Below are 17509 nucleotides of genomic sequence, written 5' to 3' on the forward strand. Positions count from 1 at the left end.
CAGGCAGAGGACTAATGCGGAACATAGTTATTACAACTAGCAAAGTCTGTAGTTCACCTCTGCTCTCCTTTGAAAATTAATCAATTTATATCACACTTCAAAGTAAAGGCAAAGTCTCCCGACTTTGTGGAGGTGTTGAAAGGTCTCCGACCTTTTGTTTGCATGTCAGAGACATGCCATCGCTTCCGCAAAGTCGGGAGACTTTGCAGAGCGTGCCATCCGGGTGAAGCTCGCGTGAGGGATAGTAGTGGAAAGCCTTTATGGAGCTTGCGGAATAAAGCTTGCAGCGGATAGCCCGACGCGTAACGCAGTGGAGCGGCACGCCCAAAAGAAGTTTTCAGTCGCAGTCGCAGTTTTCAGTTTACAGGGAAAGATCGCTTCGTGCCCTGCCTTTGCCGGCAGGCAGGCTCGCGATGACGATGCGGAGAGAATTCGTGTCATCCCAGTCCCTTTTCATATTACAGGACAGAAAATGAGATTTCTCCACTCCGCAAGCTACGGTCGAAATGACACAGAATCACGTCATCCGCGTTCCAAATTCATGCAAAATATTATCTTGTCACTTTGGTAACAATTGCCTAATTTTGCACCTCACAACTACAACACGACGACACAATGATCCATTTCTTCGGAAACCAGACCAATACGGTTTTTGCGGTACAGGCGCAAGGCGAACTTTCGGCAGAAGACACATCAAAATTAAACTGGCTTTTTGGCAACGCACATAAAATAGAAAAATCCGCACTGACGGATTTTTTTGTTGGGCCCCGTGCCACCATGATCACCCCGTGGAGCACCAATGCCGTGGAAATTACCCAGAACATGGGCATTCAGGGCATCATCCGCATTGAGGAATTTGAGAAAACGGAGGAAGCCGATGCTAAGTTCGACCCGATGCTTTCGCAGAAATACAACGGGCTTACGCAGGATATTTTTACCATCAACATAACGCCGGAGCCTATACTCGAGGTAACCGACATTGCCGCCTATAATGACAGTGAAGGGCTCGCCTTAAATGCCGAGGAAGTGGATTACCTGCGCAACCTTGCGATAAAGCTGGGCCGTAACCTGACCGACTCGGAAGTGTTTGGATTCAGCCAGGTGAACAGCGAGCATTGCCGCCACAAGATATTCAACGGCACGTTCGTGATAGACGGTGAGGAGAAACCTTCGTCGCTTTTCAAAATGATCAAGAAAACGTCCCAGGAAAACCCGAACGACATCGTTTCGGCCTACAAGGATAATGTGGCGTTCATTAAAGGGCCGCGCGTGGAGCAGTTTGCGCCAAAGAGCGCCGACAAGCCTGATTTCTACGAGATAAAAGAATTTGATTCGGTGATATCCATCAAAGCCGAGACCCATAACTTTCCCACCACGGTAGAACCTTTCAACGGTGCCGCGACGGGTTCGGGCGGTGAGATCCGTGACAGGCTTGCGGGTGGGCAGGGTTCGCTTCCGCTAGCGGGAACAGCCGTGTACATGACGTCCTACTCGCGCCTTGAAGAGAACCGCCCCTGGGAAAACGGTATGGACGAGCGCAAGTGGCTCTACCAAACCCCGATGGACATCCTGATAAAAGCATCTAACGGTGCCTCTGACTTTGGGAACAAGTTCGGGCAGCCGCTTATTACGGGTTCTGTATTGACCTTTGAACACGAAGAGGACGCCCGCAAACTGGGCTTCGACAAAGTGATCATGCTTGCAGGGGGCATCGGTTATGGGAAAGAAAACCAATCGAAAAAACAAAAGCCGCAAACCGGCGATAAAGTCGTAATACTTGGTGGTGAGAACTACCGCATCGGGATGGGCGGCGCAGCCGTTTCATCGGCTGATACAGGTGAGTTCAGCAGCGGTATTGAGCTGAATGCCATACAGCGCTCCAACCCCGAAATGCAGAAACGCGCTGCTAATGCCGTTCGCGGACTGGTAGAGAGCGACAGCAACCCCATCGTTTCGATTCACGACCATGGCGCGGGCGGGCACCTGAACTGCCTTAGCGAACTCGTGGAGGAAACGGGCGGAAAAATAGACCTTGACAAGCTGCCGGTGGGCGACCCTACACTTTCGGCAAAAGAGATCATAGGCAACGAATCGCAGGAGCGCATGGGCCTTGTGATCGGCCAAAAGGACATCGACACCCTGAAGCGCATTGCCGACCGTGAGCGTTCGCCGATGTATGAAGTGGGCGATGTAACAGGCGACCATAGGTTTACTTTTGAGTCGGCCACCACGGGTGTAAAACCGATGGATTTTGCCCTCGAAGACATGTTCGGCAGTTCGCCAAAAACGATAATGACGGATAAAACGGTTGCCGCAATCTACAGCGCACCGGAGTATTCGCAGGAAAAAATACATGAGTACCTTGACCGGGTGCTGCAATTGGAAGCCGTAGCCTGTAAGGACTGGCTTACCAACAAGGTAGACCGCTGCGTGGGTGGAAAAGTCGCCAAGCAGCAATGTGCCGGGCCACTGCAATTACCATTGAATAACGTAGGCGTTATGGCGCTGGACTATGCCGGGAAAGAAGGCGTTGCAACGACCATAGGCCACTCCCCTATTGCCGCGCTGGTAGATCCTGTTGCGGGCAGCCGCACTGCCATTGGCGAAGCGTTGAGCAACATCATCTGGGCACCGATGAAGGACGGCCTGAAAAGCGTATCGCTGTCGGCTAACTGGATGTGGGCATGCAAGAACGAGGGCGAGGATGCAAGGCTGTACGAGGCCGTGCAGGGCTGTTCGGAGTTCGCCATTGAACTGGGCATCAACATCCCTACGGGTAAGGACTCGCTTTCGATGAAGCAGAAATACCCTGATGGCGACGTGATTGCGCCGGGAACGGTGATCATATCGGCGGCGGGCAACTGCAACGACATCACCAAAGTGGTGGAGCCGGTTCTGAAGCGCAATGGCGGAAACATTTACCACATCAACCTTTCGGGGGATGCTTACCAACTGGGCGGTTCGTCATTCAACCAGGTGCTGAATAAAGTGGGTAATGAAGTACCGGGCATAAAAGATGCGGCTTCGTTTAAAAATACTTTCAACGTTATACAGGACTTAATAAAAGCAGGAAAAATAGCGGCAGGCCACGACATCGGAAGCGGTGGGCTTATTACTACCCTGCTGGAGATGAGCTTTGCCGAAGTGAACCTTGGCGCGGAGTACGACCTTACCGGACTGGGCGAGGCCGATACCGTAAAAGCCCTTTTTGCCGAGAACATTGCCATCGTGATACAGGCAGATGCTTCGGTTGAGGCAGAACTGGCTGCACAAGGCGTGGCATTCACCAAAATAGGCCAGCCGAAAGAAGGTAATACCGTTACCGTGAAGAACGGGGATACCTCACTTGAATTTGACATTACCAAAACACGTGATACGTGGTTCAAGACCTCATACCTGCTTGACCAAAAGCAAAGCGGGAAAGAGAAAGCGACTGAGCGTTACAACAACTATAAGAGCCAGCCATTGGTGTATGAGTTTCCGGCTCACTTTACCGGAAAAGTCCTCACCCCCGGCAACATCAAAAGGCCGAAAGCGGCAATCATCCGTGAGAAGGGTTCGAACTCAGAGCGTGAGATGGCGAACGCCATGTACCTTGCCGGCTTTGACGTAAAGGACGTACACATGACCGACCTCATCTCAGGCCGTGAGACACTCGAGGACATCCAGTTCATCGGTGCGGTGGGTGGTTTCTCGAACTCGGATGTACTAGGGTCAGCCAAAGGATGGGCAGGCGCGTTCCTGTATAATGAAAAGGCTAAGACAGCGCTTGAGAACTTCTTTAAGCGTGACGATACATTGTCGGTGGGGATATGCAACGGGTGCCAGCTGTTCATCGAGTTGGGCCTCATTAACCCTGACCACGAGCAGAAGCCGCGCATGCTGCACAACGACAGCCGTAAGCACGAGAGCGGCTTCACCTCGGTAACAGTGCAGGAAAACAGTTCGGTGATGCTGTCAACCCTTGCGGGAAGCACACTGGGCGTATGGATATCGCACGGCGAAGGGAAATTCGACCTCCCTTACTCCGAAGACCGTTACGATGTGGTTGCCAAGTATGCCTACAACGGCTACCCGGCCAACCCGAACGGCTCGCACTTCGACATTGCCATGATGGCCAGCAACGACGGCCGCCACTTAGTAATGATGCCGCACATTGAGCGCTCGATGTTTCAATGGAACTGGGCCTACTACCCTGAAGGCAGGAAGGATGAGGTGAGCCCGTGGCATGAGGCGTTTGTGAATGCACGTTTATGGTTGGAAAACCGTTGATTTGTTGATAGGTTGATTTGTTTATTCGATATAGGAAACGCTCTCAGGAATGGGGGCGTTTTTTTATTATATTTGAAAAAATTAAGGCACTATGTCAACTGATGTTTACTTTGTAAAAATGAACAAAACCCTTTTAAAGTCAAGAATTCCTGATTTTAAAGTCGAAGAGGGAAGTTTCATTTCATTTCAACAATATGTATTACACAGTAATGAAGTACTCGGAAGAAGAGATTATTTTAAACTTGATTTCACAACTATTATAACAAAAATCGATTCCGACCCTAACAGTCTGACTGAAGAAGAAATTGATGACATTATAGGATGGATACATACATCATATTTTAAAGAATATCTTCACTATAGCTGGTACGATGATGATGTCCTGCCAATTTTAAAAAACTTCGGTTTTGAATTAATAGAAGAATTCAGGGACAATAATCATTCTTTCCTGTTTCCGTTTGGTGATTTTATGTATTACTGTTACAACGATTTTGAAGGACAGAAACGTAATACTCATAATTTGACAGCAGAAGAATTTTATACTATGCTCGATTATATGCTTTACTTTTATAGCTTGATCCTCGTACATGAGAAAGAAAATGATGATTACGGAGATTATGAACAAATTCAACATAACATAAATAGTGTTACAGATGAAAAAATAAAAGATATTGCAACGACTAACTTCAAACATTATATTGAACAGGCAATCATAGACAAAGATGGGTTTAAAAATTTTGATCCAAATAATACAAGAGGTATATATTCAGGTGACATTTGGCAGAGGAACTTCTACTGCGAAAATCTCAAAAAAATCAAACTTGAAGAAGATGACAATGTAGCGATAATCGTTGGATAATAAGATTTGAACAATACATTTCACCTTGCTAGCGCGAGCTTCCAGCTCGTGCAGGCAGGAGTAAGCCCATTTTCATCGGCACAAGCAAGACACAGCTGTTGTGAAGTGTAAAGATTGCTTCGTCGTTCCCCCGCTCGCGCGAGCTTCAAGCTCGTGCAGGCAGGGCTAAGCCAGACATTACCGGCACGAGCAAGATGCTCGCGCTAGCCTGAAGAGTCCATGATCCCGTTCGGCCAATATGAAGATTGCTTCGTCGTTCCTCCTCGCGATGACAGTGCGTGTAGCTTACTCATCCCAACAAAAGTCAAAACCATTCACTCCAAAAATAAAAAAACACCTGCATTGCTACAGGTGTTTCCCTTATCATCTAATCCGGAATTACATTTTTACGAATTTGGCCGAAGCGCCTGTCGCATCCATTTTCAGTATGTACATGCCTGACTGCAGGCTGCCGATGTTGATAGACGCTGCTGCGCTTTTCAGTACGGGGCGGCCATTCATGTCGTATATCGTGTAAGCTCCCAACTCCTCTACTGAAATGTTCAATATATTGTTAGCAGGGTTCGGACTCAGGCTGATGGCATTTTTACCAAAATCAGCAACACTGTTTGTCGCGGCTGTCCCTAAATAACGGGCAACGGCAAAGTCGTTACCGGTATACCCTACTGCCACAATCTTGTTGTCGGGCTGGATAACAGCATCAAAAGCTTCGTTCATCGTATTGGCACCAAACGTTGTGGTCACCTTGCCATCGGTATCAAATGAATTGTCGATGGTATAATCGGCATTAACCCGCGATATGGCAAAAGTCTTTGCTGTAGCCATTCCGTTTGAACCGGCCATTACAAATTTACCATTAACGTCAAATTCAACGTCATAAGCAATCGCATCGTTCAATTCTGCATAAGCAATGTTTTCCTGGCTGGAAGTCCCGGCTGCCGCACCTGCAGGGGTCATTTCGAACAGGGTCATTGAATAGTTCAGGTCGGTTACATAACCGCCACCCGCGACTACCATACTATTATCATCTTTCAGTACCAGGCCGTAAGCCCTGTCATGCCCGTTGAAGGTACCATTGAGCGTATTTTCACCATCGGTTGAGAAGGTAGTGTCCATAGAGCCGTTGCTGTTAATCCTGTACAACCTGTAATCGCTGTCCCAGGGCAGGCTCGGGAAATCAAGCCATCCCACGGCCGATATCTTTCCGTTGGTTTGCACGGCAATATCTTCTATCGTCATCAGGTATTGTTGGTCGTTTGTGCTAAGCCAAAGGGGTTTTATGCCGGTTGTATTAAAATTGGTATCCAACATGCCTGCAGCCGTATAACGCGCTACAACCGGTTTCGCCTTTGTAGAACTTACAGCAGCATTACCACCAACCACAAGGTTTCCCGTAGCCGTATGGATTTTTATTACTTTGATCTCGCTTGCTAGCGTGCCTTCAAACGAAGTGTAAACCTTACCGTTAGTCCCAAAATCTGTATCAACAGCACCGGTAGAAGTATAGCGCACCAGTGCCGCCTTTTTTTGCGAGCCATCGTCGCTGTAGCCCGCAAGTATGATCTTTCCGTCGGCCTGAAGCGCCATGCTATAAGCAACATCATCGCTGCCGCCCTGAAGGTCGGTAGTTACAATACCGTTTGTACCGAAATTGGCATCAAGGGAACCGTCTGCATTGTAACGTACAATTGCGAAATCCTTCCCGGTTGCACCGCTTGTAGTAAGTCCGGCAACCAGTATTTTGCCATCGGACTGCAACGCAGTTGAATATGCCTTGTCAGCACCGGTGTTTATCGAGGTTACTACTTTACCGCCTGTCCCGAAAGAAGTGTCCAGGGAACCCGGGTTTTGTGCAAACGCAAAAAGGGAAAAGAGCATCATGCCCGTAAGTACAATTTTTTTCATATTCTTTATTGGTTTTTTTAACGCCACTAACTTATTGATTTTTTAGAAACAATTCTAACAATATTTTTCTGAAATTTTATAAAATTGACTGCATGGTTAGTAAAATCAAGTTTATTCACAAAATACCTCCCTTCAACATCACAGATCGTTTCGAGTCTCTCAAATAACAAACGTCTAGTCCAACGTTCCAAACGCACTCCATCTCTACACTTTGGGCCCTGAATGCAGCGGCATCCCGCGCCTTTTTCGGCGCTGATAGAGCGAGAAGCACGAATTACGATTGCTGAAAAAGCCCAAACCGTTCGCTCCTTAAAGATTGCTTCGTCGTCCCTCCTCGCAATGACTCTGCGGGTAGCTTACCCGAAACCAACAAACTCCACCATAGCCGAGCACTGAAAATCTACATTCATTCCTTAATTACCTCAACACCCTTTTGCAGTCATCCATCCAAAACAATATCAGGAAAATGATGGCCGGGATGATAAATATAGAAGAAATGATCCATACCAATATGCGGTCGCTGTCAGTAACATCGTCCAGGTAAACCGATGTGGCCCAAAAGCACGTAAGGAGGTAGATGGCCTGCCCTGCGGTATATACATACAGCCCTTTCAGCTGTTTTTGGAACATCATTATGGCGCCGATGATGGTCACAACGGCGGTAATTGAATAAATCCATCCGCGGATATATTCGTTATTATTATCGGCATTGGCTACCATTTCATACAACATCCCGCGGAACATTTGGAATACCGACCCGATAACCGTCAGGATGCACAGCACCATCAACAGTGTGCTGCTCTCTTTTTCCCTGCTGCCGAAACGCTGGTCGGCTCCGCAAACAGGGCAAAAATTGGTTTCATTTTCAAGGGTAGCGTTGCAACGGTGGCATACTTTCATAAGCGGTAATTTTTAAGACAGCTGTCCCCTGTTCACTTTCAGCCAGTACATTACCAGGAAAGCCACAGAGATGGCAAGGGCAAATATAAAAGATAAAACAAGTAAGCCTTCGGGCAGTGACTCGGTAGTGGCAATGCTTGCCATCCCAAAGGCCGTCCAGGCGGAAAGTCCGATGTTGGTTACTGCTGCTACAGTGTATATGTACAGGCCCGTCAGCCGCTTTTGCAGCATCAGTATGGCGCCTGTCATTTTGCCTATGGCTACCAGCACCGCGAGGATCTGCAGGATTCTGAAAACATTGTCAATAGCGATTTCTCCCATCGTAAGGGCAGCCGAAAGCAGGCTTATGGACGCACCGGTTATGGTGAGTATGCACAGTACTTTAAGAAAAGTATCGTCCTTTCGTTCAGGGAGGCTTTTGGCAAAACGCTGGTCGGCACCGCATGACGGGCAATATTCAGTATTTTCAGAAATGGCGTGGCCGCACTTGATACAGGTTTTCATGGCTTTTATTTATCTTGATTTTTTAGTGAGAAGTTTCATGATCAGGGAAATTACGCTAATGCCTCCCATAATATAACCGACGGCCTGCATCACTTCGCCATTCATATCGACTATTTTTGGCATTATCCATGCAAATAGCAATAATAAAATCACGAAGCCCGCTATGATGAAGCCATAGTATTCGGAATATTTTTCCGGTTCAAAACCCGGCCTGGGAGCGGCTTCGCCCACGTGGGTATGGCATACGTTGCAAAAAGTTGCAGTATCTGTAAGCAGATTGTCACAGCATTCACAGTTTTTCATTCAGGTGTAAGGTTTAAGCAGGCAATGTAAAAATATGTAAATTCTGACAAAAAAGGTTATTTAGATTTGAAATAAATTATAGCCATTAAAAATAGTACATTTGCAGCTACTTCAGCCTATGTTATACAAATATCTTCCGCTTCTCGGCATTATATTTCTCCTGACACTGCTGCTTTCGGTAAAACAGAGCAGGAAAAACCTGTGGCGGCAGGACACTTCACGCAACAGCCGCATGTACACCTTCAGGGCTGTATTTGTGATTGTGGTGCTGATTGTGTTTTTATTTTTTTCGATGGTGCGCTGACCTATTGGAAAAAATCTTAATTTGCAGCATCATCAATCAAATCATCAATCATGAAAATCAGCGCATTACTCATTTGCTGCATGCTTTCCGTTACGGCATTCGCACAGCAAACGCAATTTGCTACAATCGGCAAAACCAAATTAGCCTTTAAAACCTCTTCGCCTGAAAAAAGGAAACCCGGATCCCCGATCATAGTGTACGAAGCGGGGTTTGGATCGGGTGGCGGCAGCTTTGCCCCGTTGACACAGCTCCTGCCGGACATTCCTTATTTCATTTATGACCGCAACGGCCTCGGCGAGTCGGCCATCGACCCCAATGTAAAAACCGATACCGATGTGGTGGTACAGCTCCATAACCTGTTGGCTGCTGCCACAATACCGCCGCCTTATCTACTGGTGGGGCATTCACTGGGCGGCCCTTACATCAGGCTTTATGCCGCCACTTATCCGGAGGAAGTTTGCGGACTGCTGTTTAGCGACCCGACCGATTTTATGCTTACAACCGCAGAAGATGAAGCCGCTAAAAAAGCAAGCAACAGCAAAACAGGCTACATAGAAGTTATGAAGGCAATGTTCGGGCAAATGTCTGGCGATAGTAATCCTGATGCAGGCGTAAGGAATGAAGCAAAAAGGACATTAGCCAATATGACGGCGGTTTTTTTCAGGGAATACCGTAACCTGCAGCCGCTAAAAGACATACCTGTAACCCTATTCATATCGTATGCCAAGAAGGTAGAATACAACGAAGAGCAAATGAATAAGGACTTAAACCTTGGCATTAATATTTTACCCTGGTGGAAGGAATATGATAAAATACGAATTGCCCATTATGCTGACATGATAGCCCATAACCGTGAAAGCCGTTTGATACTCCTGCCCGGCTACAGTCACGGCATACACCACCAGGACCCGGAACTTGTAGCAGGGGAATTGCGTGAATTGTATCAGCGCTGCCTGAGTAAATAAGAGAATGGTATAAAAAGTTCGCATTGCAATATTAAGGATTGAGGCTGCGTTGGATAATAAACACATCAACTATGGCTTTCAACAGGTTTAAAACAGCTTTTGCCGCGGCTGTAATCATTATTTCATTCGGGTGCAGGAAAGATGAGGCTCACAAAAAAACGCTTGCTTCAGCCACCCCGAAAAAAGCCCTGGCAGGACAACCCGTACCTTACGACACGCTTACCAAAACCATCCACATTTTCGTGGCATTGTGCGACAACAAATACCAGGGCATCGTCCCGGTTCCGAAAGGCATTGGCAATGGCCAGGACCCCAATACCAACCTGTACTGGGGATGCGGCTACGGCATACGCACTTATTTTAAGAAGAGCAAAGAATGGAAGTTCCTTAAGTCGGCCAAACCCGGCGGGCACATACTGGAGCGCATCGTTTTTAAGCACGCCACCAAACCCAACCAATACCTGGTTGCCGATGCGTATGACGGGCAATACATAAAACAATGCACCCAGGACTTCCTGAGCAACAGTGCCGGCAACCGCAAAGATGCCATTACCGTTGATGACAAAACTATCGGCATTGGCGGGAATGCACAGCTTTTAGGCTACATCGGCCACGACGGGCTGATGGATTTTGAATTGGCTGAAACTTTTAAAAACATCGACAACATGAAAAGGGATGTCATTATACTGGCGTGCTACAGCAAGATGTATTTCGGGCCGCACCTAAAGGATGCCAACGTAAACCCGCTGGTGTGGACGTCACACCTGATGGCTCCCGAGGCCTATACCGTCCACGATGCCATTACGGGCTATCTTGCCGGCGAAAGCAACGAGCAGGTACGCAGCCGTGCGGCAAAAGCGTACAACACCCACCAGAAATGTGGAGAAAAGGCGGCGAGGAAGTTACTTATAACGGGGTGGTAAACTGGTGCAGGGTTCAATGTTTTGCGTTTGAAGGAAGTTCTAAAATAATTATTTTAGCCAAAAAGAGATTGACATGAAGCAATTAGTTACAATTACTGCATTATTGATTTTTGCCATTGCTTTTCCACAGAAGCCGGGTACCTGGTATTCATTCGATGAAAAAGTTCAGGGCGAGTCGCTTCAGGGATCATTGCGGGGATTTAAAGATGGAATTGGCAACGTGAAGATCGAACCGAAATTTACTGGGTTTACCATGGCAACCCGGTTTGATGACCTTATAGCAGTTACAGAGGAGACAGATGGCAAATGGGACAGCTACTACCTCCTGAAAGATGGTACTAAATTTGGCAAGGACAGCCTTTTCGTATTCGACTTTTCATTTGATTGCGAAAGCGAGGGCTTTATAAAATTCCATGATCGTAAAAATGACAAAGTGGGCATGTTTGGTAAAAATGGAAAGGTTGCAATCCCTGCTGTTTACAATGCCATGTCCAAATTTAAAAATGGTATTGCGGTAGCTTTGGCTGGTGCCGAAAAGGTACATATGAAGCATGACCACAGCGATTGCGACCACTGGTACTATGACGGCGGTATTTATTACCTTATCAATACAAACAATGAAATATTAATTGAAAATTTTAAACCTGGCGAAGAAATCGATTACCATTCTATGCAGGTTTCTACAGAAGAAAGCACTGATGAAACAAGGGTCAGCTTCGAGGGTATCGACGGAAACTATTATTCTTTTACCAATAATAAAAAGCTGTTTGAGAAATTCCTGTTGGAAGAGATCATTAAAAACATCAGCCACAATAAGCTTATCGAACATTCCTGGCCAGAACTGATCCACTCTAGCCCGGAAGGATGGGTATCTGAAGACAGCCGTGAATTTATAAATAATAACTTTGATGTTATTGCAGAAATTTTAAATTCGACAAACGATAAAAGTTTTGAATATTCGATAGAAGTTGATGACAATATATTGTGTCCTGATAGAATGGATAGTCAGTTTGACCATTACCGGGACAACTGTGGCGAATTAGATGTTGCACGATATCCGTTGATGGAAATTTATATAAATTATAAAGGACACTATGAAACCCAAAAAAGTTTTACTTTCCTGAAGACAGAAGAGGGATTTAAGCTGCTTAGTCTGTCGTTAGGAAGCGAATTAAAATAATAAGCTACCTCTTGCCAGCTTCCTTCTGTTTCCTTGTCTTATACTCCAACAGGTATTTCCCTTTTGATTTTTCGGCATTGAATACGCACAGGTCGGCGAACCAGCGGGCTTCCTTGCGGGCCTGCTCGTTGTCGGTGCCTTCATATTCTATCTTGTAGATGGCCCCAAACAGCGGCGCCCTCCCCTCACCGTGGTAGCAGTGTACCAGCACGGGATAGTTATCCGGGTTGTCCATTACGGCAAAGTACTTGTCAAGCACTGCCTGGTCCGGGATCTGCTCAGAGCCTACGTCGAAATAGTTCGTGCCCGGAACGCTTTCAACGGCTTTTTTTTCGGCAAGCAGCTCAGGGCTTACCTCAGGGTTATTCACAAGGTCTTTGGTACCCGGCCTGCGCAGGTCGACAACGCTCTTGATGTTGTATTTTTTGATATAATCCGGCAGCTCGTCGGGCGGTATGGTACCCGAACGGTACACTTTGCCCTCTACCACCGGCTCAAAGTTATGGTCGATGTTCACGTCATACACATACTTGCCCACACCAATGAGGACAATCACACCTACTACGATCAGAATCTTCTTTATCATTTTTTATAATATAATTTTTTGTCCATTATCCTTTCGAAATAATCTTGCAAAAACGCCTTGCAGGCTATCTCGGCTTCTGCCATTTCCCTATTCTTCTTATCGATGAGGTTTTTCTCCAAACCTTTGTCGTTAATATCGTAAAAACCAATGGCTTTGCTGCCATCGAAAGCACAAATATAGTTACCCCGCTGGAATAAATACCTGTTTCCGTTAAAACTTATCACATATGGCTGTACCTGCTTGTCGCCCACCAGGCTCCTGCCCCAGCTCAGGAACGGCTTGTCGTAGCCAATGAGGTCCAGCACAGTCGGATAGATGTCGATCTGCTGGCTGAGCGAGCTGTCCACACCTTTCAGGCTGCCATCCGGTTTGAATATCAGTATCGGCGTGGCGTGGCGGTTGAGTACTTTGCGGTATTCGTCGTACGCAATCTGGTTGCCGTGGTCGGCCGTAATGATGAAAATGGTATTGCTGTACCACGGCGATTTTTTGGCCGCTTCAAAGAACTTTTTGAAGGAATAATCCGTGTAGCCCACCGTCTGGTGAATCGGCACCGTCCCTTTCGGGAACTTGCCTTTATACTTATCGGGCACCACATACGGCTCGTGCGACGATACTGTAAAAACCGTGCCAAAGAACGGCTGCTGCTTTTTGTCAAGCGTGGTTTTCATGAACTGCAGGAACGGTTCGTCCCAAATGCCCCACGAACCATCGAAGTCGGCATCGTTGTTATATTCGGTTTTGCCGTAATAATGGTCAAAGCCCAATATGTTGCCAAAGCCCTGGAAGCCCATCGACCCGTTCGGGGCACCGTGGAAGAATGAGGTATCGTATCCCATCTCCTCCAGTGTGGACACCAGCGACTGTATCTTCTGCTTCGGGTAAGGCGATGAGGTAAAGGCATCCTTAAACGACGGAATGCCCGCTAATATAGACGACATCCCGTGTATCGACTTGCTGCCGTTGGCATAGCTGTTATCAAAAATGAGGCTGTGCTGCGCCAGTGAATCGAGGAATGGGGTATAGCTTACAAATCCGGGAATGTTGCGGTTTTTATTCATGCAGCCCCAATACTCACGGCCAAGGCTCTCGGTAATGATGAGCACGATGTTCGGCGTGGTCTTCGGGTTGTTGGCATAGTGCTTTATCGGGTGGAAATTTTGCTCCACGACACTTTCATCTACAAAGTGCACTTTTTTGAAGCTTGTTTTGCCAATGGTCCTGATGATGGCAAAGGGTGTATTGAGCACCACATCGGCATGCTCGGGTTTCTCTACGTGGCGGTTGGCATCGATGATGTTTATGGGGCGTGTGCTCTTTTTAAAATCGCCACGGATGCCGCCAACTACCATAAGACCTGTAATGATGAAAGCCACCGCAGAAAGCCCGAAATATTTGAGCTTGTAGGCGGGCATCCCTTCGGGCTTAACCCTCACCCTTTTATACAGCCATACCCATGCAAATGCTGTTACAAAGAACAGCAGGAACACATGCCAGTAGCTCACCAGGAAACGCCCTAACAGGTTGGCCTGGTCTTCGTTCTTTATCACATCGATAACGGCTACGGTAGTGCGTGCATAGATGTACCTGTAGTAAATGAAATCGCCAAAGTTGGTAGCGTACGCAATCAGGTTCGTGATGAAGTACAGCCACATCAGGAAGGTTTGGTAGCCTTTGCGCGTATTGATGGCCAACGGCAGGACCGAAAACAGGATAAAGAGCAGGTTGGTGTACAATATCGCAGTAGTATCAAAAGCCAGCCCATGGTAATAAAGCGAAAGGTAATCGCCCACCGAATCTACCTTCAGCAGTTCATAATTATAAAGGAAAAATAACAGCCTGACTATAAAATAGAAAAAATATGCAAGGAACAGCCGGTATAAAAGCGCTTTGTATTCCTGCAGCCTGAAAGTGTTATTCATTTGAAACGTAGGATTTAACACGAAATTAAGAAGTCGCTAAATTAAGGATTTTAGCATTTTAATCCTTATTAATTTACCTATTTGAATTTTAATATCCATTTTTTTCATAATTTGCAGGGTACAAACATATAAATCACATGCAAGACATAAAGCGTTTATTTGACTTCCCATATTACCAGCTGGAAAAATACAGCCTGCCCGACGCACTGGTTACCAAGTATGGCGACGAGTGGGTAAAAACCTCCACACAGGAGTATGTAGACAAGGCCAATGCGTTTTCGCGGGGGCTGCTACGCATGGGCGTGAAGAAAAACGACAGGATTGCCGTAATATCTTCCAACAACCGAACCGAATGGCATATTGTTGATATAGGCACATTGCAGACCGGCGCACAAAACGTACCGGTGTACCCTACCATATCGGAAGAAGATTATGAATATATCCTCAACCATTCCGAGTCGAAATATTGCATCGTCTCCGACCAGGAACTGTATGACAAAATAATGTCGATACGCGACAAAGTGCCCGGGCTAAAGGAAATCTATTCCTTCAATAGCGTATCCGGCTGCAAAAGCTGGAACGAAATACTGGAACTGGGTAAGGATGCTTCCAACCAGGGCGAAGTGGACAGCATCAAAGACAGCATTACCGAGGATGAACTGGCTACAGTAATCTACACGTCCGGTACTACCGGAAGGCCGAAAGGCGTAATGCTTTCGCACAGGAACATCGTCTCGGACGTATTAATGAGCGCAGAAAGGGTTCCATTCGAATCCGGCAACAGCCGTGCGCTGAGCTTCCTTCCCATCTGCCACATCTATGAGCGGATGATACTGTACCTGTACCAGTACTTCGGCGTATCTACGTACTTTGCCGAGTCGATAGAAAAGGTGAGCGACAACATTAAGGAAGTGAAACCTTTCGTAATTACCGCCGTACCAAGGCTGCTTGAAAAAGTGTATGACAAGATCATTGCCAAGGGTGCCGACCTTACCGGAATTAAGCGCAAACTGTTCTTTTGGGCAGTTGAAGTGGGGCTCGAATATGAACCGTATGGTGCTAATGGGCCATGGTACGGTTTCAAGCTGTGGGTAGCCCGAAAGCTCATCTTCTCGAAATGGAAAGCGGGTCTTGGCGGCAACCTAGGGCTCATGGTATCGGGCAGCGCGGCCATACAGCCAAGGCTGGCACGGGTGTTTGCGGCAGCAGGCATACCGGTTATGGAAGGCTACGGGCTTACCGAGACCTCGCCGGTTATTGCCGTGAACGACGAGCGCAACGGCGGTTTCAGGATAGGTACCGTAGGCAGGCCGCTAAGGGGCGTTGAAGTAAAAATTGCCGAAGATGGCGAGATACTGTGCAAAGGGCCTAACGTGATGATCGGCTACCTTAATGATCAGGAAAAGACCGACGAAGTACTGAAAGACGGCTACTTCCATACGGGCGACATCGGCATTATCGACAAGGACGGCTTCCTGAAAATCACCGACAGGAAGAAAGAGATGTTCAAGACATCGGGCGGCAAGTACATCGCACCCCAGCTGATAGAGAATGCCATGAAGCAGTCGCGCTTCATCGAGCAGATCATGGTGATAGGCGATGGCGAGAAAATGCCGGCTGCCTTTGTACAGCCTGACTTTGAATTCGTAAAGCAATGGGCATCGCGCAAGGGATTGTCCCTTTCAGACAACAAGGCCATTGCCGAAAGCAAGGAAGTAAAAGACCGCATCAAGGAAGAGATTGATGAGGTTAACAAAAAGTTCGGGCACTGGGAACAGGTGAAAAAATTTGAGATCACGCCGGATTTGTGGTCGGTAGACGGTGGCGAAATGACCCCTACCCTCAAGCTCAAGCGAAAAGCCATTAAAGAAAAATACCAGGCGCTGTATGACAAGATATACAGGGAAGGTGAACGATAGAAAATAGAAACTCCCCGGATGGGGAGTTTTTTTGTACGTATCCATTACGTTATACCATCGCGAAGAGGTACGAGCAATGACGGTATTCACGCAGCATCCGCTGTGATGAGGCTAAATTTATCTGTAGCGTCAATTATGATTGCCTTATTCTTTCCGATAAGGCACCGTGCCGCCTTTTTGAGTATGGAAGACTGGCCTTCCCGTTTGCGGAGGCGCAGGTTTAAAAGCACATAGGTTTTGCGCTTTTTTTTCTTCTCAATGTGACTGGCAAGGTCTTCAGAAACTCCCGTATCGCTACGGCGGCTCACAATTTTGGCCTTACCCCGGCCTATTGCCGAAACGGCCTTGTTCCAAAAATTCTTAGAATCCTTAGTATTGGACGCTAATTCAAATCCCCTTTCAGGGAGCTGCAGCACAACAAAGTAATTTTCCATCATGTGAATTTTTTAAATACTTATAGTGAATTTACAAAAAAAATTAATATGTGAATATTTATTTAATAATTAATTTACCATTTTTCTTATTAAAATTATTTTGAAAATATTTTTTGCCCTTTACACTAATTTAGAGTTTTTAAACGTTTAGCATATCATGAAACTACTACTGTATATATTATTTTCAGCAGGCCTGCTCATAAATTCAGCAGCCGACACACAGGAGAGGATTAGGGTAACGGGCATTGCAACCAATGCCAAAGCCGGCGCCGTAGTGCTCGATGACACGGGTACACCCTATTATGTTGACGGCCTCGACCATTGGGAGGAACAATACCTTGACAAGCTGGTAACCGTTACCGGAGAGCTGAAAAAGGTAAAGATAAAAGACGAAAACAAAGGAGCTAAAAAGAAAAAGCAGCAGTCCAAAGGCACGCAGCTGGTGTTGGTGAACCCCGAATGGGAACCGGCAAAGAAATAGTGGCCGGGCATGAGGCTTTCGACCTTTTGACTTTTTAGCTTTTCGACTTTTG

General features: G+C 46.8%; 15 protein-coding genes. 8 read left to right on the forward strand and 7 right to left on the reverse strand.

Translation table 11 applies throughout. The features are described from left to right. The first annotated feature begins 615 nt into the window (after positions 1–615). Complete coding sequence (purL, locus tag OGH69_RS17160; protein ID WP_265175726.1) at positions 616–4272, forward strand: phosphoribosylformylglycinamidine synthase; 3657 nt, start codon at positions 616–618, stop codon at positions 4270–4272. Between the two features lie 91 nt (positions 4273–4363). After that, positions 4364–5131: a hypothetical protein gene (locus OGH69_RS17165; RefSeq protein WP_265175727.1), complete on the forward strand. Its 768-nt coding sequence runs from the start codon at positions 4364–4366 to the stop codon at positions 5129–5131. Positions 5132–5509: 378 nt separating this feature from the next. On the opposite strand, the gene OGH69_RS17170 is transcribed toward OGH69_RS17165, so the two are convergent. The 4 genes from OGH69_RS17170 to OGH69_RS17185 form a co-directional block, all read right to left on the reverse strand. Beyond that, positions 5510–7036: a T9SS type A sorting domain-containing protein gene (locus OGH69_RS17170; protein WP_265175728.1), complete on the reverse strand. Its 1527-nt coding sequence runs from the start codon at positions 7034–7036 to the stop codon at positions 5510–5512. Between the two features lie 417 nt (positions 7037–7453). Continuing rightward, entirely contained in the window at positions 7454–7936 is a 483-nt protein-coding gene (locus tag OGH69_RS17175; RefSeq protein WP_265175729.1) for a hypothetical protein, read from the reverse strand. A gap of 12 nt (positions 7937–7948) precedes the next feature. After that, positions 7949–8440 (reverse strand): zinc-ribbon domain-containing protein, encoded by a 492-nt coding sequence (locus tag OGH69_RS17180; RefSeq protein ID WP_265175730.1) that lies wholly within the window; start codon positions 8438–8440, stop codon positions 7949–7951. Between the two features lie 9 nt (positions 8441–8449). Continuing rightward, entirely contained in the window at positions 8450–8743 is a 294-nt protein-coding gene (locus tag OGH69_RS17185) for a hypothetical protein (RefSeq protein ID WP_265175731.1), read from the reverse strand. A gap of 118 nt (positions 8744–8861) precedes the next feature. Here OGH69_RS17185 and OGH69_RS17190 point away from each other — a divergent pair, with 118 nt between their 5' ends. The 4 genes from OGH69_RS17190 (at position 8862) to OGH69_RS17205 (ending at position 12115) form a co-directional block, all read left to right on the forward strand. Further along, a complete protein-coding gene (locus tag OGH69_RS17190; RefSeq protein WP_265175732.1) occupies positions 8862–9047 on the forward strand; it encodes a hypothetical protein in 186 nt (61 codons plus the stop codon). A 50-nt stretch (positions 9048–9097) separates the two neighbouring features. Continuing rightward, positions 9098–10012, forward strand: a complete 915-nt coding sequence (locus OGH69_RS17195) for an alpha/beta fold hydrolase (RefSeq protein WP_265175733.1) — start codon at positions 9098–9100, stop codon at positions 10010–10012. Between the two features lie 71 nt (positions 10013–10083). After that, positions 10084–10935 (forward strand): hypothetical protein, encoded by an 852-nt coding sequence (locus OGH69_RS17200; RefSeq protein ID WP_265175734.1) that lies wholly within the window; start codon positions 10084–10086, stop codon positions 10933–10935. A gap of 73 nt (positions 10936–11008) precedes the next feature. After that, on the forward strand, positions 11009–12115 hold the full coding sequence (locus tag OGH69_RS17205; RefSeq protein WP_265175735.1) for a hypothetical protein: 1107 nt from the start codon (positions 11009–11011) through the stop codon (positions 12113–12115). Positions 12116–12119: 4 nt separating this feature from the next. On the opposite strand, the gene OGH69_RS17210 is transcribed toward OGH69_RS17205, so the two are convergent. Continuing rightward, positions 12120–12701 carry a dual specificity protein phosphatase family protein gene (locus OGH69_RS17210; protein ID WP_265175736.1) on the reverse strand — a complete coding sequence of 194 codons (582 nt, stop codon included), beginning with the start codon at positions 12699–12701 and terminating at the stop codon, positions 12120–12122. Beyond that, on the reverse strand, positions 12698–14623 hold the full coding sequence (locus tag OGH69_RS17215; protein ID WP_265175737.1) for an LTA synthase family protein: 1926 nt from the start codon (positions 14621–14623) through the stop codon (positions 12698–12700). The genes OGH69_RS17210 and OGH69_RS17215 overlap by 4 nt, the downstream gene beginning before the upstream one ends. 137 nt (positions 14624–14760) lie before the next feature. Between OGH69_RS17215 and OGH69_RS17220 the strand changes: the two genes are divergently transcribed. Continuing rightward, the gene (locus OGH69_RS17220; protein WP_265175738.1) at positions 14761–16542 is read left to right on the forward strand and encodes an AMP-dependent synthetase/ligase; all 1782 of its coding nucleotides are present in this window, start codon (positions 14761–14763) and stop codon (positions 16540–16542) included. Positions 16543–16628: 86 nt separating this feature from the next. Here OGH69_RS17220 and OGH69_RS17225 read toward each other — a convergent pair whose 3' ends face one another. Further along, positions 16629–16979, reverse strand: a complete 351-nt coding sequence (locus OGH69_RS17225) for a hypothetical protein (RefSeq protein WP_265175739.1) — start codon at positions 16977–16979, stop codon at positions 16629–16631. 154 nt (positions 16980–17133) lie between these two features. On the opposite strand from OGH69_RS17225, the gene OGH69_RS17230 reads away from it, so the two are divergent. Then, positions 17134–17457: a hypothetical protein gene (locus tag OGH69_RS17230; protein ID WP_265175740.1), complete on the forward strand. Its 324-nt coding sequence runs from the start codon at positions 17134–17136 to the stop codon at positions 17455–17457. Positions 17458–17509: the final 52 nt, after the last annotated feature.

Source organism: Flavobacterium sp. MFBS3-15, from assembly GCF_026107645.2.
In the GTDB taxonomy this organism is placed as follows: Bacteria; Bacteroidota; Bacteroidia; order Flavobacteriales; family Flavobacteriaceae; genus Flavobacterium.